The organism is Pedobacter polaris (assembly GCF_005116505.1).
GTDB lineage: Bacteria > Bacteroidota > Bacteroidia > Sphingobacteriales > Sphingobacteriaceae > Pedobacter > Pedobacter polaris.
On the sequence record NZ_SWBR01000005.1, the window covers coordinates 119,902 to 141,785 of the forward strand.

Below are 21,884 nucleotides of genomic sequence, written 5' to 3' on the forward strand. Positions count from 1 at the left end.
ATATTTAGCAAGAAAGTTTAACCGTTGAATGAAAAAAATGTCAATCTTTAACTATTGTCTGTTGTTAATATTAAGTTAATAGTAATTTATAACCTTAGTGAAATTTAATTACCACATGCTTAATACCGCTGACTTTGGAAGTGATTTTTTATGGGGAGTTGCAACTGCAGCAACTCAAATTGAAGGCGCAGCAAATACCTATGGAAAAGGGCTTTCCATGTGGGATACTTTTGCGAAAAGAAAGGGTAAAATTAAAAAGTCCCATCATCCTCAAATAGCTTGTGATTTTTACCATAACTATAAAAACGATATTTTATTGGTAAAAACTTTAGGCTTTAAAGTTTTTCGGTTTTCAATTGCATGGTCAAGAGTATTGCCATTTGGTAAAGGTCAGGTCAATAAAGATGGTATTGCCTTTTATCATAAGGTGATTGATGAATGTTTGCAGCATGGTCTTATTCCGTATGTTACGCTATATCATTGGGATTTGCCTGAAGCATTAGCTAAAAATGGTGGTTGGACAGCTTACAGCATCAATGCAGATTTTAATGAATTTGTATTGTTGTGTGCTAAAACTTATGGAGATAAAGTTAAAAACTGGATTGTAATGAATGAACCTTTTGGTTTTACATCTTTAGGTTATATGCTGGGTATTCATGCCCCCGGAGAAACAGGATTGACAAATTTCTTTTCTGCTGTACAGCACGCAACCATTGCCCAAGCAGATGGAGGTAGAATTTTGAGGTCTGAAGTGAAAAATGCGAATATTGGCACTACATTCTCCTGTTCAGAAATTATACCGTATACACATAACGAAACAGATTTACTTGCTGCAAAAAGGGTAGATTGTTTAATGAATCGATTGTTTATTGAGCCAACTTTAGGCATGGGTTTCCCCACTGCAGATTGGGATGTGCTAGAAAAATTTGCAGTTAGTCATTCTACTTGGCGGCATAAAGAAAGAATGACATTTGATTTCGATTTTATTGGTTTGCAAAATTATTTTCCATTGGTTATAAAGTTTAATGCATTTATTCCGGTTATACAGGCCTGGGAAGTTAAAGCAAAAAGTAGAAAAAAGCCACATACCAAAATGGGATGGGAGATTAATGCAGATAGTTTTTACAATATTATTAAACAGTTTGCGGCCTATCCAAACGTTAAGGAAATTATAATTACAGAAAATGGGGCGGCTTTTAATGATAAATTAGTAAATGGAATAGTTAATGATGATGAACGCATAGCTTATTTTATATTATACTTAACAGCGATGTTAAAAGCAAAAAATGAAGGCGTGAATATTACAGGTTACATGGCTTGGACATTGATGGATAATTTTGAATGGGCTGAAGGCTATGAAGCAAGATTTGGATTGGTATACAATGATTTTGAAACACAAGAAAGAACAATTAAAAAATCTGGATATTGGTGGCAAGAATTTTTAACCAAATAACAAACAGCCTTGTATTTTAAACTTCTTGTAGCGTTTTAAAATCTTTTGTCGTTATAGCTAAAACTAAATGACATGAAGCATATTTTATCAAAAGGTTTATTAATCGTTTCGCTGTTCTTTGTGGTTAATGGATGTGAAGAAAAAGACTTGTATAATAGAAAACAAGAAGACAAAGAAATAACCGCATTGAAAAAAGAAATTGAAAATATTGCAAATCAACATACTTGCGAAAATGCTGGAGAATGGAAATTTACAGCAATTGGTTCTAAAGCATGCGGAGGTCCAACTGGATATATTGCTTATGCTGTAAAAATTGATGAAGCAGAATTCCTTGAGAAAGTAGCTCTTTATACAGAGAAACAAAAGGCTTACAATGTGAAATGGGATGTGGCGTCTGACTGTATGTTTGTCATGCCACCGAAAGGTATTGAATGTGTTGATGGTAAACCCAAGTTTGTTTACTAGCTTTGTTAAATGGATGATAAAATTATAGTATATACAACATTTCAAGATCCTCTTGAGGCTAATATTGTAATGACTAGATTAAAAGATGCTGGTTTTAACTGTTTTCTTTCTGGAGAAAGCACTGCCGGACTAAGAACTTTTTTCGACCCATCTATAAGTGGAATACAACTACATGTATTTGAAAACGAAGCTGATGAAATAAGCAAGTTTTTAGCAGATGATGTAATTTTATAAAGATGGAAGATAAGATTGTTGTTTACAGTTCATACTACAATCCCATAGAAGCAAATATTATAAAAAGTAGGTTAGAGGATAGTGATATTCCATGTTTTCTTACGGATGAGCATGTTGCAACTATCCAGCCTATGTATAATCAAGCAATAGGGGGTGTAAAACTAAATGTATTTGAAAAAGATATTGAGAGAATAAATATTTTACTAAACGAAGAACAAGATTTTATTGAAGATAATGCTGAAACTATTATTGAAGAAGATAAGGTTGAGTGTGAAAAATGCGGTTCTACAAATGTAAGCTTTGGCCAAGCTACTAAGAAAAGATTCAGTTGGTGGGTAACTATTATTTCTTTATTGTTTTTCATTTATCCGTTTAAGGCAAATAAATGTTACCACTGTTATGAATGTGGTAATGAATTTAAATAAATAAAAAATCCCATTCTGATTTTACTCAAAACGGGATTTTTTATTTAACAAGATACCCAAACTTTGGACATCGGGATATAAACCTCAGACTTATAGTCCTGCTGCTTTTATGGCGGCTTCTCTTCTAATGATGTTTAATGCACCACCAGCTTTAAACCATTCAATTTGTTGAGCATTGTAACTATGGTTAACAATAATTGTTTCCTTAGTCCCGTCAGAATGGTGTAAATCCATTTTTAAAGGAACATTCGGTGCAAAAGTGGTTAATCCATGGATATCAATAGTATCATCTTCACGAATTTTATCATAATCATCCTTATCCGCAAAGGTTAAGCCTAACATACCTTGTTTTTTAAGGTTTGTTTCGTGGATACGAGCAAATGATTTCACCAATACAGCACGTACACCTAAGTGTCGAGGCTCCATAGCTGCATGTTCACGAGATGAGCCTTCTCCGTAGTTTTCATCGCCAACTACAACAGAACCTATTCCCGCTGCTTTGTATGCACGCTGAGTTGCTGGTACAGGGCCATATTCGCCAGTCAATTCATTTTTAACATTATCTGTTTTATCGTTAAAATAATTAACGGCACCAATCAACATGTTGTTAGATATATTATCTAAGTGACCACGGAATTTTAACCAAGGTCCAGCCATTGAAATATGGTCGGTAGTACACTTACCTTTAGCTTTTATTAATAATTTTAAGCGTTTTAAGTCAGTACCTTCCCAAGGAGTAAATGGGTCTAATAATTGTAAACGATGAGAAGTTGGAGATACTAAAACCTGAACGCCAGAGCCATCTTCAGCTGGTGCTTGGAAACCTGCATCTTCTACAGCATAACCATTTACAGGTAATTCATCACCAACTGGCGGATCCAATTTAACCTGTTCACCTTTATCGTTTGTTAATGTGTCAGTTAATGGATTAAAACCTAAATTTCCGGCAATTGCAATAGCTGCAACTATTTCTGGAGAGGTTACAAAGGCATAAGTGTTTGGATTGCCATCAGCACGTTTAGCAAAGTTTCTATTAAACGAGTGAACGATTGTGTTTTTCTCAGCTTTTTCTGCGCCTGTTCTATCCCACATGCCAATACATGGCCCGCAAGCATTGGTGAAAATAGTTGCATTTAAATCTTCGAAAGTTCCTAATAAACCATCACGATCTGCAGTATAACGAACTTGCTCAGAACCTGGGTTAATACCAAACTCAGATTTAATACCTAAACCTTTATCAATTGCTTGTTTCGCGATGGAAGCAGCACGAGATAAATCTTCATAAGAGGAGTTGGTACATGAACCAATTAAACCCCATTCAACCTTTAATGGCCAACCATTAGCAGCAGCAACTTCTTTCATTTGTGAAATAGGTGTAGCCAAATCTGGTGTGAAAGGACCATTCAAATATGGTTCTAATTCATCAAGATTAATTTCAATTAATTGGTCAAAATATCTTTCTGGATTTGCATAAACTTCTGCATCTCCAGTTAAGTGTTCTTTAATTTCATTTGCGGCATCAGCAACATCAGCACGGTTCGTAGCACGTAAATAACGTTCCATGCTTTCGTCGTAGCCAAAAGTAGATGTAGTTGCACCAATTTCAGCACCCATGTTACAGATGGTTCCTTTGCCAGTACAGCTTAAATTTTCTGCACCATCGCCAAAATATTCTACAATTGCACCAGTACCACCTTTTACAGTTAAAATACCAGCCACTTTTAAGATTACATCTTTAGCCGAAGTCCAGCCATTTAATTTACCAGTTAACTTAACACCAATTAATTTTGGAAATTTAAGCTCCCAAGGTAAACCCGCCATTACATCACAAGCATCTGCACCACCAACACCAATGGCAACCATACCTAAACCACCTGCGTTTACAGTATGACTATCAGTACCAATCATCATCCCGCCAGGAAAAGCATAATTTTCTAATACTACTTGGTGAATAATTCCTGCACCTGGTTTCCAAAAACCAATACCATATTTATTAGAAACTGAAGCAAGGAAATCAAAAACTTCCTTACTCTCTGTATTTGCATGAGGTAAATCTATTTCTGCTCCAAGTTTAGCTGTGATTAGGTGATCGCAATGTACAGTAGAAGGTACTGCAACTTGTGGGCGACCAGCTTGCATAAATTGTAATAACGCCATTTGAGCAGTTGCATCTTGCATAGCAACTCTATCTGGTGCAAAATCTACATAGTCTGTTCCACGGATAAATGCTGTTTTTGCATTTCCATCCCAAAGGTGAGTATATAATATTTTCTCTGAAAGTGTTAAAGGTCTGCCAACAACTTTACGAGCCGCATCTACACGACTGCTAAAATTTGCATACACCTTTTTGATCATTTCTATATCAAAAGCCATTGATAATATTGGTTTAAAGGTAATCTATTCGTCTAATTGGTAGCGAATTTACAAAAAAAACAGGCTTAACGCTATCATCTGTATATCATTATATTATTTGGAAGTATTCTAAATAACTTTATTTAAGAATATTAAGGCATAGCATAAAGTTTTTTGTAAGAAAGTATGTAATTCTGGAAATTTGGAGGCCAACGATTACAAAATATTTTTAATTGTGCTTTAGCCTATGTTCATCTTTTTGTAGTTCTTCCTTGCTCTTGTCCATTATCGAACAGCTTTGTACATTACCGAACACTCTAGAGACAATAAATTTATCTAAATAATTAAAAACTAGATAGTTGTGTGCTGGTTTTATCTTGGCATTAACTTGGCTTTTTAAACTCTAATTAAAGTGTGCCAAATTGGTAGCCTTTATCGCTTAAATACTGGATGGTTTTAGGCAAAGCATACTTTAAACGATCAAAAGCCTTTAAGCTATCATGAAATACAATGATAGAACCATTTTCAGTATTTTTGATTACGTTTTGAAAACATTTTTCTGGAGAAAGATCAATGTCAAAATCTCCGCTTAATACATCCCACATAATAATGTTTAGATTTGGGATTAGAGATTTGAGAATTGAGCTTTGAGATTTTTTTATCCTTCCAAAAGGTGGACGAAAAAGATTACTTTGCGTAAGTTCTTGACATTTAAGACAATTATTGATGTAGGTGTCGTCTTTAGTTTTCCATCCTTTTAAGTGATTAAATGTATGGTTTCCTATTGCATGGCCATCTTTTTTTAATTTTTCAAAAATTTCAGGATGTTTAACAATGTTATCGCCAATGCAGAAGAAAGTAGCTTTAGCGTCAAAGCTTTTTAAAGTATTTAATACAAAGTCTGTAACATTGGGTATAGGTCCATCGTCAAAGGTTAAATAAACAATTTTTGCTGAGCGTGGCTTATTCCATATTAATGCAGAATAATACCATTTAAGTAAAAGGGGAGATTTAACCAAGTACATAACCAAAAGTAATATTTAGGTTGCACTTACAAAATTTAAAAAACCAATTAATTGTTTATTTATTATTGCGAAACAAATTTTTATGAAACAAGTTGCCAATTATAGCTTTCTAACTAAGCTTTCTTTTATTTTATCGTTTATTGTTACCACAGCAATTAGCCAAACAAGCTTTGCACAAGAGGTAATTACAATACAACAGGCGATAGATAAAACCTTAACTAATAACTTACAGGTTAAGCAATCTAAATTAAGTGAAAGCTTATCAGAGGTTACGTTACAACAATCGAAAATGGCGTTATACCCAAACTTAAATGCCAGTGTTGGTCAAAGTATGGGTTGGGGTCGTAACCAAGTTGCTTCAGGTCTGTTTCAAAATACGCAGAATTATAACCTAAATCCAAGCATAAGTTCTAGCATAGATGTGTTTAATGGTTTGTCAAAAATAAACCAGATTAAGCAAAATAAACTTCTGTTAGATGCTGGTAAAACCAATACAGAAAAGGTTAAAAACGACTTAATCTTATCAGTTATTACCTCTTATCTTCAAATTCTTTATAATAAAGATTTTTTAAAAGCAGCAGAAGATCAATTAACTGTTGCTAAGCAACAACTTAACCAACAACAACAATTGTTGGATGTTGGGAATAAAACATTAGCAGATTTATCACAATCTAAATCTCAATTGGCCACAGCAGAATTAAATGTTACCAACGCAGCAAATGCATTATCTATTTCTTATTTAACTTTAGCACAATTAATGGATATTCCTTCATCTTCAGTTTATGAAGTACAGGCTCCAGTAGTTGATAGTTTCAAAAATTCATCAAGTAGCTATAATGCAGAAGAAGTTTATAATAATGCACTTAACCTTTTTCCAGATATTAAATTAGCTAGCTTAAATACTGCTGCAGCTAAAGTTGGGGTTAAGGTTGCCCAAGGTAATTTGTATCCTAGTTTATCATTTAATGGTAGTTATGGGTCTAATTATTTCTATGATTTTAATAACTTGTCAAATGAAGCATTAATGTCGCAGTTAAAAAATAACATTAGAAAAGGTTTAGGTTTAAGTTTATCAATTCCAATTTTTAATGGCTTACAGGCTAAATCTGGTGTTAAAAGAGCAAGGATTAATTTAATGCAAACTGAAACGCAAGAACAGTTAGCAAAAAATAACCTAAATAAAATCATTTATCAGGCAGTTGCTGATTTAAAAGCTGCAGAAAGTCGTTATCAATCTACAGGTAATGCTTTTACGGCTCAAAAGGATGCTTTCTATGTAATTGAACAACGTTATGCGGTTGGCTTAGTTAACTCTTTAGATTATAGTACGGCACAAACAAACAGAAACAAAGCAGAAATTGATTACATTCAAGCTAAATATGATTTGATTTTTAGAGCAAAAGTAATCGACTATTATTTAGGCAAACAAATTATATTTTAATACATAAAACAAACAACACTAATATACATTATGAAACTTAAACACATTTTAATTGGCTTCGGTGTACTAATTGTACTTTTATTAGGTGCAAATTTTGCAGGCCTTATTGGTGGCGAACAAATTGAAAAGGTAACTGTAGATAAAGCAGGCGACAAAAAAGTTGTAGAAACGGTAACTGCGAGTGGAAAAATACAGCCAGAAACAGAAGTTAAGTTAAGTTCTGAAGTATCTGGAGAGGTAACCGAACTTTTAGTTAAAGAAGGCGATGTGGTTAAGAAAGGTCAATTGCTTTGTAAAGTTAGACCAGATGTTTTACAATCTGGATATGAAAGAGCAGTTGCGTCTTACAATTCTCAAAGAGCGAGTGTAGCTTCATCTCAACAACAGTTGATCCAAACACAAGCAAATTTTGTAAATGCAGAAGCAACTTATAAACGTAATGTAGAATTGTACAATAAAAAAGTAATTTCTGCTTCAGAATTTGATGCAGCAAAGGCAGCTTATTTAACTGCTAAAGCTAATTTAGCAAGTGCAAAGGAAAACGTAACTGGCGCTAAATTTGGTTTAGAGCAATCTGGTGCAAACGTAAAAGAGGCTGGTGCTAACTTGGCTAAAACAACCATTTATTCGCCAGTTAATGGGGTGGTTTCTAAATTATCTATCGAATTAGGTGACCGTATCTTAGGAACATCGCAAATGGCTGGTACAGAAATTATGCGTATCTCTAATCTAACATCTATGGAAGTAAATGTAGATGTGAATGAAAATGATATTAACCGTGTAAATGTAGGTGATAGCGCATCTATTGAAGTTGACGCTTTTGCAGACAAGAAATTTAAAGGTATAGTTACCGAGATTGCAAGTTCATCAACAAGTGTGGGTACAGCTTCTACATCAGTAGACCAGGTAACCAACTTCTCTGTAAAAGTTCGCATTATTGCAGACTCATATAGTAGTGTTAAAGGCGGTGCAAAAGATTTACCTTCACCATTTAGACCAGGTTTATCTGCAACAGTGGATATTGAAAGTGAATCTGAAACTTCATTAGCCGTTCCTATTCAATCCGTATTTACTGGGGATAAAGACAAATCTACTGATCCAATGGCAAATGCAGGGAATGACCAAAATCAGGATAAGCAAAAAGCAAAACTAACTGATAAAAAAGTTAAACAGTATGTTTATTTGTTCGATAATAAAGCAAAAACAGTTAAAAAAGCAGAGGTAACAACTGGTATTCAAGATGATCAATATATCATCATTAAATCTGGACTTAAAGCTGGTCAGCAGATTGTTAGTGGGCCATATTCAGCAATCCAGAATAAGTTAAAAGACGGAATGAAGGTAGAAGAAACCACTAAGGATAAACTGTTTAGCACGGATAAGAAAAAGTAATAGCCCAAATCACTATAATTAAATATTTTTAATGCAATTTTGAAAGGTTTAAAGTAACGCTCTTGGAGTGTTATTTTAAACCTTTTACCTTTTAAGATGGTTTTGATTAAACTATCCTTAACTTGAATAATATGATACCTAAAATTGCAATGATTGGTGGCGGAAGTTGGGCTACTGCGATTATCAAAATGTTAGCGGACAACGCAACTGAAAAAGAAATTTTTTGGTGGATGAGAAATGAGGAAGCAATTACGCATATCAAATCTTTTAAGCATAACCCAAATTATTTAAGTTCTGTTGAAATAAAATTACCAGTACAGCATATTTCATCAGATATTTCATTCATCATTAAACAAGCAGATTATATTGTTTTAAATGTACCAGCTGCATTTTTAAAAGAAACTTTAAAAAATGTGAGTGCTGCTGATTTGAAAGGTAAAAAAATCATATCTGCAATAAAAGGTATCGTACCTGATGAAAATCTAATTATTGGAGAATTTATCAATCAAAAATACCAAGTCCCTTTAACCGATATCTTAGTAATAAGTGGACCATGTCATGCAGAGGAAGTTGCTTTAGAGAAGTTATCTTATTTAACAATTGCCAGCATGCAAGTTGCTTTGGCTGCAGAATTTGCAGGTTTTTTAGCAACCAGATATATTAAAACCAATGTTTCTGACGATATCTTCGGGACTGAATATGCTGCAGTTTTAAAGAATATTTATGCCGTTGCCAGTGGTATTTGTCATGGGGTTGGTTATGGCGATAATTTTCAGGCCGTACTAATTTCTAATGCGATACAAGAAATAAAAAACTTTGTAGATGCTGTGCATCCAATAGATAGAGATATTAAAGAGTCGGCTTATTTAGGAGATTTATTGGTAACAGCCTATTCACAATTTAGTCGCAACCGTACTTTCGGTAACATGATAGGGAAGGGTTATACTGTTAAATCTGCTCAACTAGAAATGAATATGATTGCTGAAGGTTATTATGCGGTTAATTGCATGAATTTCATTAATCAGAAGTATAAAGTAGATATGCCTATTTGTAAAGCAGTATATTCTATTCTTTACCAAGCAAAATCACCAGTTAGCGAAATGCGCCTACTTACCGAAAAACTAAGATAACAATGCCCATTTTCGAAACTGATATTAGTACTTTGCATTATTACGAATATGGAACTGGCGACCAAATTTTGTTAGCTTTTCATGGTTTTGGAATGCGAGGAACACAATTTAAGGTACTCGAAGAAGCATTTGGTAGTAGATATAAAATTATCAGCTTCGATTTGTTTTTTCATGGCGATACTTTTATCAAAGATAATTCAGTTAAAAACATTAGGAAAGGTTTACAATCAAAGCAATTTGCGCAGCAAATAAATTCGTTTTTGACAAATAAATATCCCCATGTAGAAAAGATTTCATTGCTTTCTTACAGCATTGGAACCAGAATGGCGCTTTGTTTAATCGAAAATATACCCCAACAAGTAGATTCGGTTTATTTAATAGCTCCAGATGGAATTGAGCCTAATCGCTTGTTAAAATTGGGAGGTGCAAATTATGTCATCAACAGGTTGTTTTACAAATTGGTTTATAGCCCTAAGGCAGTACATTTCTTACTCAATACGTTGTTAAAACTAAATTACATTGATACCGCGATCTATCGCATATTAAAAGCTGAATTTAGCACAACTGAAACCAGATTGGCATGTTACAATACTATAACTTATTATGCACAGTTATCTTTCAACAGACAAAAGATTGCAAAGTCTATAAATGCACATAACTTAAACTGCCACTTGTACTTTGGTACAAAAGACAAACTTTTTCCGAGTAAAATAGGCGAACGCTTTGGTAAAATGCTTAACAAAGCTAATGTCCACATTTTTAATGATGGCCATGAGTTAGTAAATGCAACAATGAATAGTTATTTGGCAAATCAACTTCAGCAAAATGATAATTAAAGACAAACCTATAAGATTTATCCAATGGTTAATGTTAGCTGCTGAGAAGTTTATTTTGTCTAAATTTTCTAAAATAATATTTATAGACGAACCTAAAATAAATCAAGATGTTGCAACCTTGCTGCTAATGAATCATTTTAGCTTTAATGATGGGCCTATGATGCATTACCTGTGCAGAAAAGTGCTCAAAAAAGAATTTAAGGTAATGGTTTTAGAAGAGCAGATGTTGCTTTTTAAACCTTTAAAATATATTGGCTGTTTTTCGGTAAACAAAAAATCTAAATCATTAGTCGAGTCGCTAGATTATGCGGCTTTATTACTAAGCGATAAAAAAAACATGTTGGGCATTTTTCCGCAGGGCGGAGTTTTTTCTTTGCATTTAAATAAAATCCATTTTGAAAAAGGTTTAGATAGAATTTTGAAGAAAAAGAAAGCACCTGTACAAGTTGTTTTTGCCGTAATGTTGCTCGATTTTTTAGCTGATTTTAAGCCAAAAGCTAGTATTTACTTTATGGATTATACTGGAGAACAAATTCCAGAAAAAATGGAAGAAGCATATAATGTTTTTTATACCAATTGCAAACTAGCGCAAAAGCAAAAATACAATCCACCACCAAATGTTTTAATGTAAACCTTATTTCGAAACGTAGTAACACTGCTCAAATTAAAGTTAGTCCTGCTTTGCATTACAATCTTTTTTGTGGTTTATTGAAGGCATCCTATATACATAAGAATGATTTAATATTTATCGGATGACTATATCATGGCTTGTAAAAAGGATTTTCACTGCAATAAGGGCTATATAGGTTAAAATGGTGCAAGGAAGCTGTACAACATAGCAGTACAAACCCAATTTCTCTAAACACGATAGCAGTGAAAATTTTTTTGTCATGCTGAGCCTGTCGAAGCACAAAAAATTGGAAAGTATAGCGAGGCTGTATTTTCAAAAGATTTACTGCCCCTGCTTTTCAAATAAAAGAAACAATAAATACTTGTCCATTGTTATTAATAAAAATCTAATATCATGAAAACGAAAAAATATTTAGTAGGTAGCTTAGCTGCCATGGCAATGATAGCTTCTGTTGCATTTACTGCAGGTGCACAAGAGAAAAAAACTGATGTAGGTAAGGCAATCCAGAAAACAGGAAAAGCAGCCAAAAGTGTAGGGAATAAAACTGCTGAAGTTGCAGTTAAAGGAACCGCAAAAGTTGTAGATGCAAAATATAAAGGCAAAATAGCACCAGATGGGTCTGATGTTTATATTGATGGTAAAAACAATAAGTATTACATCAATAGCAAAGGAGCGAAGGTCTATTTAAAAGTAAGTCAAATTAGAAATAAACCAGCTGGGAAATAGGGGAAATTTTGTCATTCCGACTTTGGAGGAATCTATAAGGTTAGATCCTTCGTTGCGCTCTCGATGACAAAACTAGCTTTACCCTTAAATAAGTTCGGGCTAACGAATTAGCTTATAACAAAAAAGCCTCGACAATTTGTCGAGGCTTTTTTGTTATATAAGGTTATAGAGAATTAAGACCTACGTCTTCTTTCACCACTTCCTGCACCACCTTCACGTCTTCCGCTACCACCAGTGTTTCCGCCTTTGTCATCACGGCTACGTCCAGAGAAATCCTTGAAACCACCACCACTGTTGCCACCTTCACGTCTTCCACTTCCGCCACCGCTGCTTCTTCTCTCTCCACCACCACTTCTTCCGCCGCCGCCGAAACCACCGCCCCCGCTTCTTCTTTCGCCACCACCGTAGCCACCTCTTCTTTCACCACCACCACTTCTTCTCTCTCCACCATCTCCACGGCCACCAACTGGTGCATCACCGCTTTTTTCGATTCTTACATCGCGGTTGTTAAATTTAATGTCTTTGAAATTGGTAAATAATGAATCAACTGCATCATTTTCTACTTCAATAAAAGAGAAAACACCTTTTAAATCTATTTTACCAACAGATTTACCACTGATTTTACCGTTATTACAAACAAAACCTAATAAATCACCTCTAGTAAATTCATCTACAGAACCTACATTGATAAATAAACGAGTATAATTGCTGTTGTCAAAGTTTCTGGCACCACGTTCTCCGCGTTCTCCACGCTCACCTCTTTCGCCTCTATCTCCACGATCATCTACGCTAGCATTTAAATCTGGTGCGTTAGCATAGTAATCTAAGAAACGGTTAAATTCTAATGAAGCAAATTTCTTAATGATGTCTTCTTTGCTTAATTCAGCAAACTCATCCATGATTCTTGGAATATACTGATCAATTTGATCTGTATTTACTTCCACATTGTGAACTTTATGAATTAAAGAGAACAATTGTTTTTCACAAACATCAAAACCAGTAGGTAATTCTGCTTTTGTAAATTGTTTACCAATAATTCTTTCAATCTGACGGATTTTGCCAGTTTCTTTTGAGTTAATGATACAGATAGAAATACCAGTTTTACCAGCACGACCAGTACGGCCAGAACGGTGGGTATAACTTTCAATTTCATCAGGTAATGAATAGTTAATTACGTGGGTTACACCACTAACATCGATACCACGAGCTGCAACATCTGTAGCAATTAACAATTGCATGTTACGATCGCGGAAACGTTGCATTACTTTATCACGTTGTTGTTGAGATAAATCTCCGTGTAATGAATCTGCATTGTAACCATCTTTAATTAAGTGCTCAGCAACATCCTGTGTATCTAATTTAGTTTTACAGAATACTACGGCAAAAATTTCTGGGTTAAAATCTACAATCCGTTTTAAGGCAGCATATTTATCACGAGCTTTTACGATATAATATTCGTGTTCGATGTTTACGTTACCTGTGTTTTTTGTGCCCATGGTTAATTCTACAGGATTTTCCATGTAGTTTTTAGCTATGCGACGAACCTCAGGAGGCATAGTTGCAGAGAATAACCATGTTTTTTTATCGTCTGGTGTAGTCGATAAAATGTCGTTAATGTCTTCTTGGAAGCCCATGTTTAACATTTCATCTGCCTCATCCAATACTACATATTTAACGCTAGAAAAATCGATGGCTTTACGGCCAATGATATCTAACATACGGCCGGGCGTGGCCACTACTATTTGTACGCCATTGCGTATTTCACGTAGTTGTTGCATAATGTTAGCGCCACCGTAAACGGCAACCACATGTGCATTAGGCGTGTTTTTTGAGAAATTTTTGATGTCGTTTGTAATCTGTAGACATAGCTCACGCGTAGGGCACAAAATTAGTGCTTGCGGTTTATTGCTTTTAAAGTCTATTAATTCTAACAGCGGCAAACCAAATGCGGCTGTTTTTCCTGTTCCTGTTTGGGCCAAACCAACAAAGTCGTTACTACCTTCTAACAGTACAGGAATAGATTGCTCCTGAATAGGCGTAGGATTTTCGAATCCTAGCTCTTTTACGGCATTAACAACGTCATCACTTATCCCCAATTTACTAAATGGGTTTATCATTATAACATTTTTTAATTAAGCCGCAAAGGTAAGGTTAATATTTGGTATTTTATTGATAGCTGAGCAAATAGTTTTTTAAGGATATTATTGATTTAGAGTGAGTTGTAGGTAGAAGAGAAATTCAATGTTTCCGTCATTCCCGTGGAAACCGGAATCGTAATGCTTTAAGCCGTCTAATTTGCTTTAAGATACCCAATCGAGTTGGGTATGACGCATAAAATAAAGCTTATTTAATTTCCTTAGCATAACTTGTCGATTTTGCTTTCAAATCCTATTCTAGGGTAAAACTGATGTGCTGATTGTCGTTCGTCTCGGTTGCCACACTTTAACATAATAGAGCTTGCATTAATTTAACTTGCTAGTTTTTCTGCCTGTTCAATTAGTTTTTGTCCAATATCAAATCTTCTATATGCTTTGCACTTATTGGGTTCTTTTGATTAAAAAAACATATTTTTTTTGTCTCTCTTGATAAATTTACCACAGTTTCCACCAAGGCTTTGTTATTTTATCATTACGCTCATTATTTATTTTAAGCATATCTTTTATTCTTCCTTCAGCTTCTAATTTTGTAATTCCCTTATAATAGTCAATTACAAATGGATGGTCAAATCTTGATGAGGGACAATTTCAGGTCGATCATTACCTGTTCTTGTAAAAACTGTAGTAAGAATACTGTCTTTACTAAAATCATAGCCCAGTAAGTCGTTGCTTAACCAGCCAAAATATTTTGTCTCATGATTTTCATTGTTATAATTGTCTGAATAATCCTGAAAGCTTTTGTCACTTAATGAAACCCAAAGTCCATATTCAAGATTTTCGCAGTGGTCATTAACTTTCTGTGTCAAAGTGCAACGGATAAATCTGTCTGTTTGTTCCGAATGTGTAATAATACAAAAGTCTGTGTCGAGCTCCCCCTTGATCGCCTTGTCGGTGTCGGATAATATATTATAGTTTGTGGGCGATATATAAACCAACGCTGGCCATTCTTCGTGTTCTTTTCCACAACAACTACAAATATATTTAATAGTTTCTGTCATTGATGTTTCTGTTAAGCCTTGAAGGGTTGAATATGTTTTATTAAATTCAAATATAATAACTCAATTCTATTTCAACATATGCGCTAATATAGGTTCGCATTTTTCCTTACAGCAAGGATAGAATTGTTTGTGTTTCCATGTAGCAGATTTAGGTGATAATCCCCACCAAAATTCTGCAATGGCCAGTGGTTTCATTTGATGTTGAAAGGCATATTGCAAAAGTTTTGGTCCGGCACATTCGCCAGCACCTGCAGGCGGGTTTTTATAATTTGCAGCTAAAAATAAATCCACTAAACTTTTTTCTTCTCCAGCTTGATTTAGGAAATAGTACTGATCGAATATTTTATTTTGCAATGCGATTGAGTGTTGTTTCCGTTTAGCTTTAAGCTTAGCAATTTGTTTTTGATTAGCATCCGAACCCAATTCACTTAGCTTTTTGATTTCAAGGTTAATTGAAGTAAGCTCCTGCATTCCTTTATTGAGGAAACTGTTTTCAGTTAATAGGTCAAATATTGGGGGAACGAATTTAGCATGTTGATTGCTGCCTGCAAGTTTGCCTGAAAAAGCTGCCAAATAACCAATTTCTTTTTTATTGTTTTGAACCACCAGTACACCGAACATTTTACCGATTACAGTCCCTTCTCCATTTGTATCTAAACCGAAATTATGTTGCCATTCTTTTTGATTTAAAATATGATTTTGCAGTTCCTCTGCAGCTAAAACACACAGCGGGTGAGGATCATTGTTTTGCATTAACGAGAATTGAGTAGGCAAAGCATGGTAAGCTATTGATTGCTCAAACTTGGTAAAGAAATTATTTTGGGTTAATGGCTTCACAGCTTATTTCTTACAAAATCTCATTTAGCTTTACATGCTGCAATAACATGATTGTTTTTCCATCTTTAATTTTGCCATTCGTAATCATTTCCATGGCCTCACTTATTTTTACTTCCAAAACTTCGATATTTTCTTCCTCACCGGCAACTCCACCACCTTCATTTACTTTCATGTCTTTTGAGTATTCTGCAACAAAAAAATACAGGATTTCTGTTACTGAACCAGGTGACATATAAGCTTCAAAAATCTTTTTTACATCAGTAATTTTATAGCCAGTTTCTTCTTCGGTTTCTCTCTTTATACAATCTTCCGGATTATCTTTATCTAATAAACCAGCACATGCCTCTATTAACATGCCATTAGCATTGCCATTAATAAAAGTAGGTAGCCTGAACTGTCTAGTTAGAATAACAGTTTGTTGTTCTTTGTTATACAGTAGAATTGTTGCGCCATTGCCTCTATCATAAGCTTCACGGGTTTGAGTTAGCTTAGTCCCGTTTGGTTTTACATATTCATAAGTTATCTTTTTAAGGATGTACCAATTGTTAGAGAGGATGTCTGTTTCTAAAATCTTTACTTCTTTAATCATTTACCTTAATCTATCGGCTGAACGAATTAACTTCTCATCGTTATTAATGCCTCTTATTGCCAAAATGCAGAAAAAGATAGCAATTACTGGTAAAAACATGCCCACATTATAATTTGCTGTTTCTAAACCACCAGGGATTTTCTTTGCATATTGACTGCACCAAAAAGATAAGCCGATAATCAGAACCACGTTGGCCATAATTACTCTTTTTTGATTGGTTCTGTTCTTAAAATTGAAAATATTAACCAAGCTCATAATTGCAACTGCAATTGTGCCAATAAGAAGGGGTAAGAAAGCTTCTATTTGCTTGCTCACATCTCCAATTTTTTGATATAATCCTGTTGCTAAAACTTGATATTCTATATTTCCAGCAGTTGTGGTAACCATAGGTATAAATAATAAACAACTAATGGTTACAGCAGCTAATAAAAGCCATATTGTTTGTACTCTTTGTATCATAACATTATTTTTTTAACAAATATAGATTAAAAGGTAAACAGTAGCACGTTGAAATACTTAGAAAAAACTATTTTTGCGCTATTGAACAATCAGCGATATTTTATAGAACTAAGTTATAACGGTACAGATTTTCACGGTTGGCAAACACAACCTAACGGGATAACTGTGCAAAAATGCCTAGATAAAGCTTTAAGCGTTTATTTTAGACAAGAAATAGTTACACTTGGTTGTGGAAGAACAGATGCAGGTGTTCATGCTACTCAGTTTTTTGCACATTTTGATGTAGTAGATTTATCAGAAGAAGTGGTAATTAAAGCGGTAGGCGGTATCAATTCCTTATTGCCCTATACCATTGCTGTTAAAAAGATTTTTAAAGTAGCGGATAATGCTCATGCTCGTTTTGATGCCACAGCCCGTGCCTATAAATATCATTTGCATTTTAATAAAGATCCTTTTAAAATTGACCGATCTTGGTTATATAAAGGTGATTTAAATGCAGATAAAATGAATAAAGCAGCTGAACTATTGCTAAACTTTACCGATTTTTCTTGTTTCAGTAAATCTAAAACACAGACTTTTACCAATAACTGTAAAATAACTGAAGCAGGTTTTGAGCAAATAGAGAATGGTTTGATTTTTACCATTAAGGCAGATCGTTTTTTAAGAAATATGGTAAGGGCAGTTGTGGGTACAATGATTTTAGTGGGCAAGGGCGATATAGAAATAGAAGAAGTAGCTCAGATAATTGAAAGTAAAAATAGAAGCAAAGCGGGTCAATCTGTTCCTGCCTGTGGTTTGTATTTGGTGGCAGTGGAGTATCCGTTTGTAAGCTGAAAGACTAAAGTCCAAAGAAAAGGTTAACAATTCAACAATAAAGCAAATTAACAATAAACCAATTTAACTATTAATGTCTAAAATAACTGGTGATGCATTTAACGTAGGTTTACTCAGAAGGGTTTTTGAGTATGTAAAGCCCTATCGTAAAACTTTTGCATGGTCGGTAACTTTAACTTTATTATTGGCAATAATTGCACCCGTTAGGCCTTTTTTAATTGGCTATACTTTAGATGAGTTTATCTTAAAAAGCAATTATAGCGGCTTAGTGAAAATGACAGTAATAATGCTGTTATTATTGTTTTTACAAACCGTTTTTCAATATAGTCATACTTTACTTACCAATACCTTAGGGCAAAGTGCTATTAAAGATTTGCGGGTCAATGTATTTAATCACATTAGTAAATTAAGGTTAAAATATTTCGATCAAACCCCAATTGGCCAGTTAATTACCAGAACAGTTTCAGATTTAGAAACCATTGCAGATATATTTTCTGAAGGTTTAATTGCCATGATTGGCGATTTATTGCAAGTAGTTGTAATTATAGGTTTTATGCTTTGGAAAGATTGGGAATTAACCATTGTAGTTTTGTTGCCCATACCTTTTTTAATAATTGCTACAAGAATTTTCCAGAAATCTATTAAGGTTGCATTTCAAGAGATAAGAACAGAGGTATCTAATTTAAATACCTATTTGCAAGAACACATTAGCGGCATTTCCATTATCCAGTATTTTGCAAGAGAAGATCAAGAATATAAAAAATTTGTTAAAATTAATAAACGCTATCGTGATGCAAACATTCGTTCAAACTGGTATTATTCCATCTTCTTTCCAGTAGTAGAACTGATATCTGCCATGTCTTTAGGTTTGCTAATTTGGTATGGTGCAAATAGCATTTTAAAAAATCCTATTGATGTAAAACCTGGGGTTATTACCACTTTTATTATGTGTATCAACATGCTTTTTAGACCCATTAGAGAGCTTGCTGATAAATTCAATACTTTACAAATGGGAATGGTTGGGGCAGAGCGTGTTTTTAAAGTTTTAGATACTAAAGAAACAACAGAAAATAATGGAACCTATGCGCCGGCAAAAATGCAGGGAGCAATTAGTTTCGATAAAGTTTGGTTCAGTTACAATCAAGATGGTGATATTAAAGAAGATAATTACGTTTTAAAAGATATTTCTTTCGAGGTTAAAGCAGGCCAAACGATCGCATTGGTAGGTGCAACAGGTGCAGGAAAATCGTCTACCATAAATATTTTAAATCGTTTTTACGAAATACAGAAAGGGACAATCAAAATTGATGGGGTTGATATCGCCGCTTATGAGTTGAGCTATTTGAGAAGCAATATTGCAACAGTCTTGCAAGATGTTTTTTTATTTTCTGATACTATTTTTAACAACATTACACTTAACAATCCAGAAATTACTTTTGATGAAGTAGTTGATGCTGCTAAAAAAGTAGGTGCTCATGATTTTATTGAACGTTTACCTGGCGGATACAATTACAATGTAATGGAACGTGGTGCTACACTTTCTGCTGGTCAGGCCCAACTGATCTCATTTATTAGGGCCTTGGTTTATCAACCTTCGATTTTAGTTTTGGATGAAGCCACTTCATCGGTTGACACTGAAACAGAAATGTTAATACAAACTGCCATTGAAAAGTTAATGCATGGCAGAACTTCTATAGTGATTGCCCATCGTTTATCTACTATTCAAAAAGCAGACCTTATTATTGTTTTAGACAAGGGAGAAATTAAAGAAAAAGGAACGCACCAGCAATTGCTAAAAATAGATGGTTATTATAAAAGATTGTACGATTTACAATTTTCGTCTATTGGCATAGCCAACAACTGATAAAAATTGTTATGTTTGGGTATACACAACCTATTCTTGGAAAGCGCTTACCCAAATATTGAAAATGATATTTCACTTTTTGACTTATTAAAGCAAGGAGATGAAAGTGCATTTGAAAAAATTTACAATAGATATTGGGCAGAGCTTTATAATACTGCATACAAAAGATTACCTGAAAAGGAAAAATGCCAAGATATTATTCAGAACATATTTACAGACCTTTGGACTAGAAGGGCAGAATTGGAAATAGATAATCCAACTGCATATTTACATACTGCAGTACGTTTTCAAGTGTTAAAACAAATTAGTAGAAGTCCTAAGAATACTTTTATTACAGCTCATTTTGAAACAGAATTAATATCTCCATTGGCAAGCGATAGCGAATTGCTAGAGAAAGAGGTAAAGACTTTGATAGAATTATACATTGCTGCTTTGCCAGAAAAGCGAAAAAACATTTTCTTAATGCATTATTTTGAAGGTTTAAGTACAGCAAGCATTGCTACTAAGTTAAACGTATCAAGAAAAACGGTACAAAATCAGTTAACTACAGCTTCTCATGCATTAAAATTTAAGTTAACGCATATGTTTTTATTGATCCTTGCCTTATCCTTAATTTAATTTTCATCATTTTGAACGAGATCTTCACTAGGAGAAATCTTATTTTTTGAGTATAAACTAGATATACCTAGATAAAGAGAGTAGTTATCGCTTGTCGCTTCGCTCTGTCGACATCACGGCCTAATTTTTTTAAAATCCCTTTGGGACTTTTACTGCTTTTTGGTACATCTATACAAAAGGCTTATAAAATGATTCCCTTTAAAAACAAAAAAGATCTTGAAAGTATAATTAAAAACTATGTTTCTGGTAAGGCAACAGCTGAAGAAATAAAGTTTATTGAAGCCTATTATCAATATTTGGGTAAAGGCAGTGATATTTTAGCTGAAAAAACTAAGGAAGAGCTAGATGCTTTAGCAACGGAGAATTATAAAACCATTCAAGCTAAAATTACTCAAAGTAAAACAAAACGAAAAATTATTCCATTGTATCGCTATGCAGCAGCAGCAGTGGTTTTAATTTCATTGAGCATTGGCGCTTTTTATACTATTACTGTTAATAACAAGAAAACACTTGTTGCTACAAAAGAATTAGCGAAAAAAAATGACGTTTTGCCAGGAGTAGATAAAGCTATTTTGACTTTGGCAGATGGTTCCCGAATCGTGTTAGATAACCACACCAGTGGAAATATAAGTGAGAAAGCTGGTGTAACAATTTCTAAAACGGGAGATGGGCAGTTACTTTATAAAATAAATGCTAAATCAGACATCAAATCTGCTGCTATTGCCTACAATACTATAGAAACTCCAAAAGGAGGTCAGTATCAAGTTATTTTGCCAGATGGGACTAAAGTTTGGCTAAATGCAGCATCATCTTTAAAGTATCCAGAAATTTTTGCTGGTAATGAAAGAAAAGTGGAACTAACAGGTGAGGCTTACTTTGAGGTTGCTAAAAATAAAGCACTTCCATTTAGGGTAATGAGCAAAAACCAAGAAATAGAAGTTTTGGGGACGCATTTCAATGTAAATACTTATATGGATGACAAATCTATTAAAACGACTTTATTAGAAGGAAGCATCAAAATTAGCAATCAAAAATCTGTTAAGATATTGAAGCCTGGTGAGCAAGCTGTAATTCAAAATTATGGTTTAGCAGCTATTAACATATTGGCTAATGTAGATACCGATGATGAAACAGCTTGGAAAAATGGTCAGTTTAGATTTAATAATGCGAATTTAAAAACCATTCTTAATCAATTAGAAAGATGGTACGACATTAAAATTGATTACAGTACTGTACCAGAAAAAAGATATAATGGTATGGTGCCGAGAAAAGCTAAACTTTCTGAAGTATTAAGTATGCTAGAGTTAACAGGAAACATCTCTTTTGAAATATTAGAAGGAAGAAAATTAAAAGTTTATACTAAAAAATAAAGATCACCCTATGAAGAAAAATTACTACAAACCAAACCATTGCCATTAG

Annotated in this window: 21 protein-coding genes; 14 read left to right on the forward strand and 7 right to left on the reverse strand. The window is 34.0% G+C overall.

Annotated elements, in window-relative coordinates:
• The first annotated feature begins 115 nt into the window (after positions 1 to 115).
• The 4 genes from FA048_RS17265 (at position 116) to FA048_RS17280 (ending at position 2,577) form a co-directional block, all read left to right on the forward strand.
• Complete coding sequence (locus FA048_RS17265; RefSeq protein ID WP_136843458.1) at positions 116 to 1,453, forward strand: GH1 family beta-glucosidase; 1,338 nt, start codon at positions 116 to 118, stop codon at positions 1,451 to 1,453.
• A 72-nt stretch (positions 1,454 to 1,525) separates the two neighbouring features.
• Positions 1,526 to 1,918, forward strand: a complete 393-nt coding sequence (locus FA048_RS17270; protein WP_136843460.1) for a hypothetical protein — start codon at positions 1,526 to 1,528, stop codon at positions 1,916 to 1,918.
• 9 nt (positions 1,919 to 1,927) lie between these two features.
• The gene (locus FA048_RS17275; protein ID WP_136843462.1) at positions 1,928 to 2,152 is read left to right on the forward strand and encodes a putative signal transducing protein; all 225 of its coding nucleotides are present in this window, start codon (positions 1,928 to 1,930) and stop codon (positions 2,150 to 2,152) included.
• 2 nt (positions 2,153 to 2,154) lie between these two features.
• Entirely contained in the window at positions 2,155 to 2,577 is a 423-nt protein-coding gene (locus FA048_RS17280; protein WP_136843464.1) for a putative signal transducing protein, read from the forward strand.
• A gap of 90 nt (positions 2,578 to 2,667) precedes the next feature.
• Here the strand turns inward: FA048_RS17280 and FA048_RS17285 are convergent, their stop codons facing one another.
• Both FA048_RS17285 and FA048_RS17290 read right to left on the reverse strand, forming a co-directional pair.
• The gene (locus FA048_RS17285) at positions 2,668 to 4,950 is read right to left on the reverse strand and encodes an aconitate hydratase (RefSeq protein WP_136843466.1); all 2,283 of its coding nucleotides are present in this window, start codon (positions 4,948 to 4,950) and stop codon (positions 2,668 to 2,670) included.
• A 386-nt stretch (positions 4,951 to 5,336) separates the two neighbouring features.
• Positions 5,337 to 5,954, reverse strand: a complete 618-nt coding sequence (locus FA048_RS17290; protein ID WP_136843468.1) for a polysaccharide deacetylase family protein — start codon at positions 5,952 to 5,954, stop codon at positions 5,337 to 5,339.
• A gap of 82 nt (positions 5,955 to 6,036) precedes the next feature.
• Between FA048_RS17290 and FA048_RS17295 the strand changes: the two genes are divergently transcribed.
• From FA048_RS17295 to FA048_RS17320, 6 genes are all read left to right on the forward strand, one after another.
• The gene (locus FA048_RS17295; RefSeq protein ID WP_136843469.1) at positions 6,037 to 7,395 is read left to right on the forward strand and encodes a TolC family protein; all 1,359 of its coding nucleotides are present in this window, start codon (positions 6,037 to 6,039) and stop codon (positions 7,393 to 7,395) included.
• A 30-nt stretch (positions 7,396 to 7,425) separates the two neighbouring features.
• Positions 7,426 to 8,787, forward strand: a complete 1,362-nt coding sequence (locus FA048_RS17300) for an efflux RND transporter periplasmic adaptor subunit (RefSeq protein ID WP_136843470.1) — start codon at positions 7,426 to 7,428, stop codon at positions 8,785 to 8,787.
• Positions 8,788 to 8,918: 131 nt separating this feature from the next.
• Positions 8,919 to 9,917: an NAD(P)H-dependent glycerol-3-phosphate dehydrogenase gene (locus FA048_RS17305; protein WP_136843471.1), complete on the forward strand. Its 999-nt coding sequence runs from the start codon at positions 8,919 to 8,921 to the stop codon at positions 9,915 to 9,917.
• A 2-nt stretch (positions 9,918 to 9,919) separates the two neighbouring features.
• Positions 9,920 to 10,753: an alpha/beta hydrolase gene (locus FA048_RS17310; RefSeq protein WP_136843472.1), complete on the forward strand. Its 834-nt coding sequence runs from the start codon at positions 9,920 to 9,922 to the stop codon at positions 10,751 to 10,753.
• Positions 10,743 to 11,384 (forward strand): 1-acyl-sn-glycerol-3-phosphate acyltransferase, encoded by a 642-nt coding sequence (locus FA048_RS17315; RefSeq protein ID WP_136843473.1) that lies wholly within the window; start codon positions 10,743 to 10,745, stop codon positions 11,382 to 11,384. The genes FA048_RS17310 and FA048_RS17315 overlap by 11 nt, the downstream gene beginning before the upstream one ends.
• Before the next feature lie 393 nt (positions 11,385 to 11,777).
• On the forward strand, positions 11,778 to 12,110 hold the full coding sequence (locus FA048_RS17320; RefSeq protein ID WP_225872570.1) for a hypothetical protein: 333 nt from the start codon (positions 11,778 to 11,780) through the stop codon (positions 12,108 to 12,110).
• Between the two features lie 173 nt (positions 12,111 to 12,283).
• Here FA048_RS17320 and FA048_RS17325 read toward each other — a convergent pair whose 3' ends face one another.
• From FA048_RS17325 to FA048_RS17345, 5 genes are all read right to left on the reverse strand, one after another.
• The gene (locus tag FA048_RS17325; protein ID WP_205943519.1) at positions 12,284 to 14,227 is read right to left on the reverse strand and encodes a DEAD/DEAH box helicase; all 1,944 of its coding nucleotides are present in this window, start codon (positions 14,225 to 14,227) and stop codon (positions 12,284 to 12,286) included.
• Positions 14,228 to 14,817: 590 nt separating this feature from the next.
• Positions 14,818 to 15,264: a DUF2199 domain-containing protein gene (locus FA048_RS17330; protein WP_205943520.1), complete on the reverse strand. Its 447-nt coding sequence runs from the start codon at positions 15,262 to 15,264 to the stop codon at positions 14,818 to 14,820.
• Between the two features lie 66 nt (positions 15,265 to 15,330).
• Positions 15,331 to 16,101, reverse strand: coding sequence for a pseudouridylate synthase (locus tag FA048_RS17335; protein WP_136843476.1), 771 nt, complete (start codon positions 16,099 to 16,101; stop codon positions 15,331 to 15,333).
• Positions 16,102 to 16,111: 10 nt separating this feature from the next.
• Positions 16,112 to 16,690 carry a GDP-mannose pyrophosphatase NudK gene (gene nudK / locus FA048_RS17340; protein WP_136843477.1) on the reverse strand — a complete coding sequence of 193 codons (579 nt, stop codon included), beginning with the start codon at positions 16,688 to 16,690 and terminating at the stop codon, positions 16,112 to 16,114.
• Positions 16,691 to 17,149, reverse strand: coding sequence for a DUF4293 domain-containing protein (locus FA048_RS17345; protein WP_136843479.1), 459 nt, complete (start codon positions 17,147 to 17,149; stop codon positions 16,691 to 16,693).
• 48 nt (positions 17,150 to 17,197) lie between these two features.
• Here FA048_RS17345 and truA point away from each other — a divergent pair, with 48 nt between their 5' ends.
• The 4 genes from truA (at position 17,198) to FA048_RS17365 (ending at position 21,835) form a co-directional block, all read left to right on the forward strand.
• On the forward strand, positions 17,198 to 17,983 hold the full coding sequence (gene truA / locus FA048_RS17350; protein WP_225872571.1) for a tRNA pseudouridine(38-40) synthase TruA: 786 nt from the start codon (positions 17,198 to 17,200) through the stop codon (positions 17,981 to 17,983).
• A gap of 73 nt (positions 17,984 to 18,056) precedes the next feature.
• Positions 18,057 to 19,847, forward strand: coding sequence for an ABC transporter ATP-binding protein (locus FA048_RS17355; RefSeq protein ID WP_136843481.1), 1,791 nt, complete (start codon positions 18,057 to 18,059; stop codon positions 19,845 to 19,847).
• A 15-nt stretch (positions 19,848 to 19,862) separates the two neighbouring features.
• Positions 19,863 to 20,465 (forward strand): RNA polymerase sigma factor, encoded by a 603-nt coding sequence (locus FA048_RS17360; RefSeq protein ID WP_225872572.1) that lies wholly within the window; start codon positions 19,863 to 19,865, stop codon positions 20,463 to 20,465.
• Between the two features lie 188 nt (positions 20,466 to 20,653).
• Positions 20,654 to 21,835 (forward strand): FecR family protein, encoded by a 1,182-nt coding sequence (locus tag FA048_RS17365; RefSeq protein WP_136843484.1) that lies wholly within the window; start codon positions 20,654 to 20,656, stop codon positions 21,833 to 21,835.
• Positions 21,836 to 21,884: the final 49 nt, after the last annotated feature.

Bases quoted from the DNA above. Each gene is read 5' to 3' on its own strand.
- FA048_RS17265 (WP_136843458.1), top strand. From the start codon at position 116: ATGCTTAATACCGCTGACTTTGGAAGTGATTTTTTATGGGGAGTTGCA.
- FA048_RS17270 (WP_136843460.1), top strand. From the start codon at position 1,526: ATGAAGCATATTTTATCAAAAGGTTTATTAATCGTTTCGCTGTTCTTT.
- FA048_RS17275 (WP_136843462.1), top strand. From the start codon at position 1,928: ATGGATGATAAAATTATAGTATATACAACATTTCAAGATCCTCTTGAG.
- FA048_RS17280 (WP_136843464.1), top strand. From the start codon at position 2,155: ATGGAAGATAAGATTGTTGTTTACAGTTCATACTACAATCCCATAGAA.
- FA048_RS17285 (WP_136843466.1), bottom strand. From the start codon at position 4,950: ATGGCTTTTGATATAGAAATGATCAAAAAGGTGTATGCAAATTTTAGC.
- FA048_RS17290 (WP_136843468.1), bottom strand. From the start codon at position 5,954: ATGTACTTGGTTAAATCTCCCCTTTTACTTAAATGGTATTATTCTGCA.
- FA048_RS17295 (WP_136843469.1), top strand. From the start codon at position 6,037: ATGAAACAAGTTGCCAATTATAGCTTTCTAACTAAGCTTTCTTTTATT.
- FA048_RS17300 (WP_136843470.1), top strand. From the start codon at position 7,426: ATGAAACTTAAACACATTTTAATTGGCTTCGGTGTACTAATTGTACTT.
- FA048_RS17305 (WP_136843471.1), top strand. From the start codon at position 8,919: ATGATACCTAAAATTGCAATGATTGGTGGCGGAAGTTGGGCTACTGCG.
- FA048_RS17310 (WP_136843472.1), top strand. From the start codon at position 9,920: ATGCCCATTTTCGAAACTGATATTAGTACTTTGCATTATTACGAATAT.
- FA048_RS17315 (WP_136843473.1), top strand. From the start codon at position 10,743: ATGATAATTAAAGACAAACCTATAAGATTTATCCAATGGTTAATGTTA.
- FA048_RS17320 (WP_225872570.1), top strand. From the start codon at position 11,778: ATGAAAACGAAAAAATATTTAGTAGGTAGCTTAGCTGCCATGGCAATG.
- FA048_RS17325 (WP_205943519.1), bottom strand. From the start codon at position 14,227: ATGATAAACCCATTTAGTAAATTGGGGATAAGTGATGACGTTGTTAAT.
- FA048_RS17330 (WP_205943520.1), bottom strand. From the start codon at position 15,264: ATGACAGAAACTATTAAATATATTTGTAGTTGTTGTGGAAAAGAACAC.
- nudK (WP_136843477.1), bottom strand. From the start codon at position 16,690: ATGATTAAAGAAGTAAAGATTTTAGAAACAGACATCCTCTCTAACAAT.
- FA048_RS17345 (WP_136843479.1), bottom strand. From the start codon at position 17,149: ATGATACAAAGAGTACAAACAATATGGCTTTTATTAGCTGCTGTAACC.
- FA048_RS17355 (WP_136843481.1), top strand. From the start codon at position 18,057: ATGTCTAAAATAACTGGTGATGCATTTAACGTAGGTTTACTCAGAAGG.
- FA048_RS17365 (WP_136843484.1), top strand. From the start codon at position 20,654: ATGATTCCCTTTAAAAACAAAAAAGATCTTGAAAGTATAATTAAAAAC.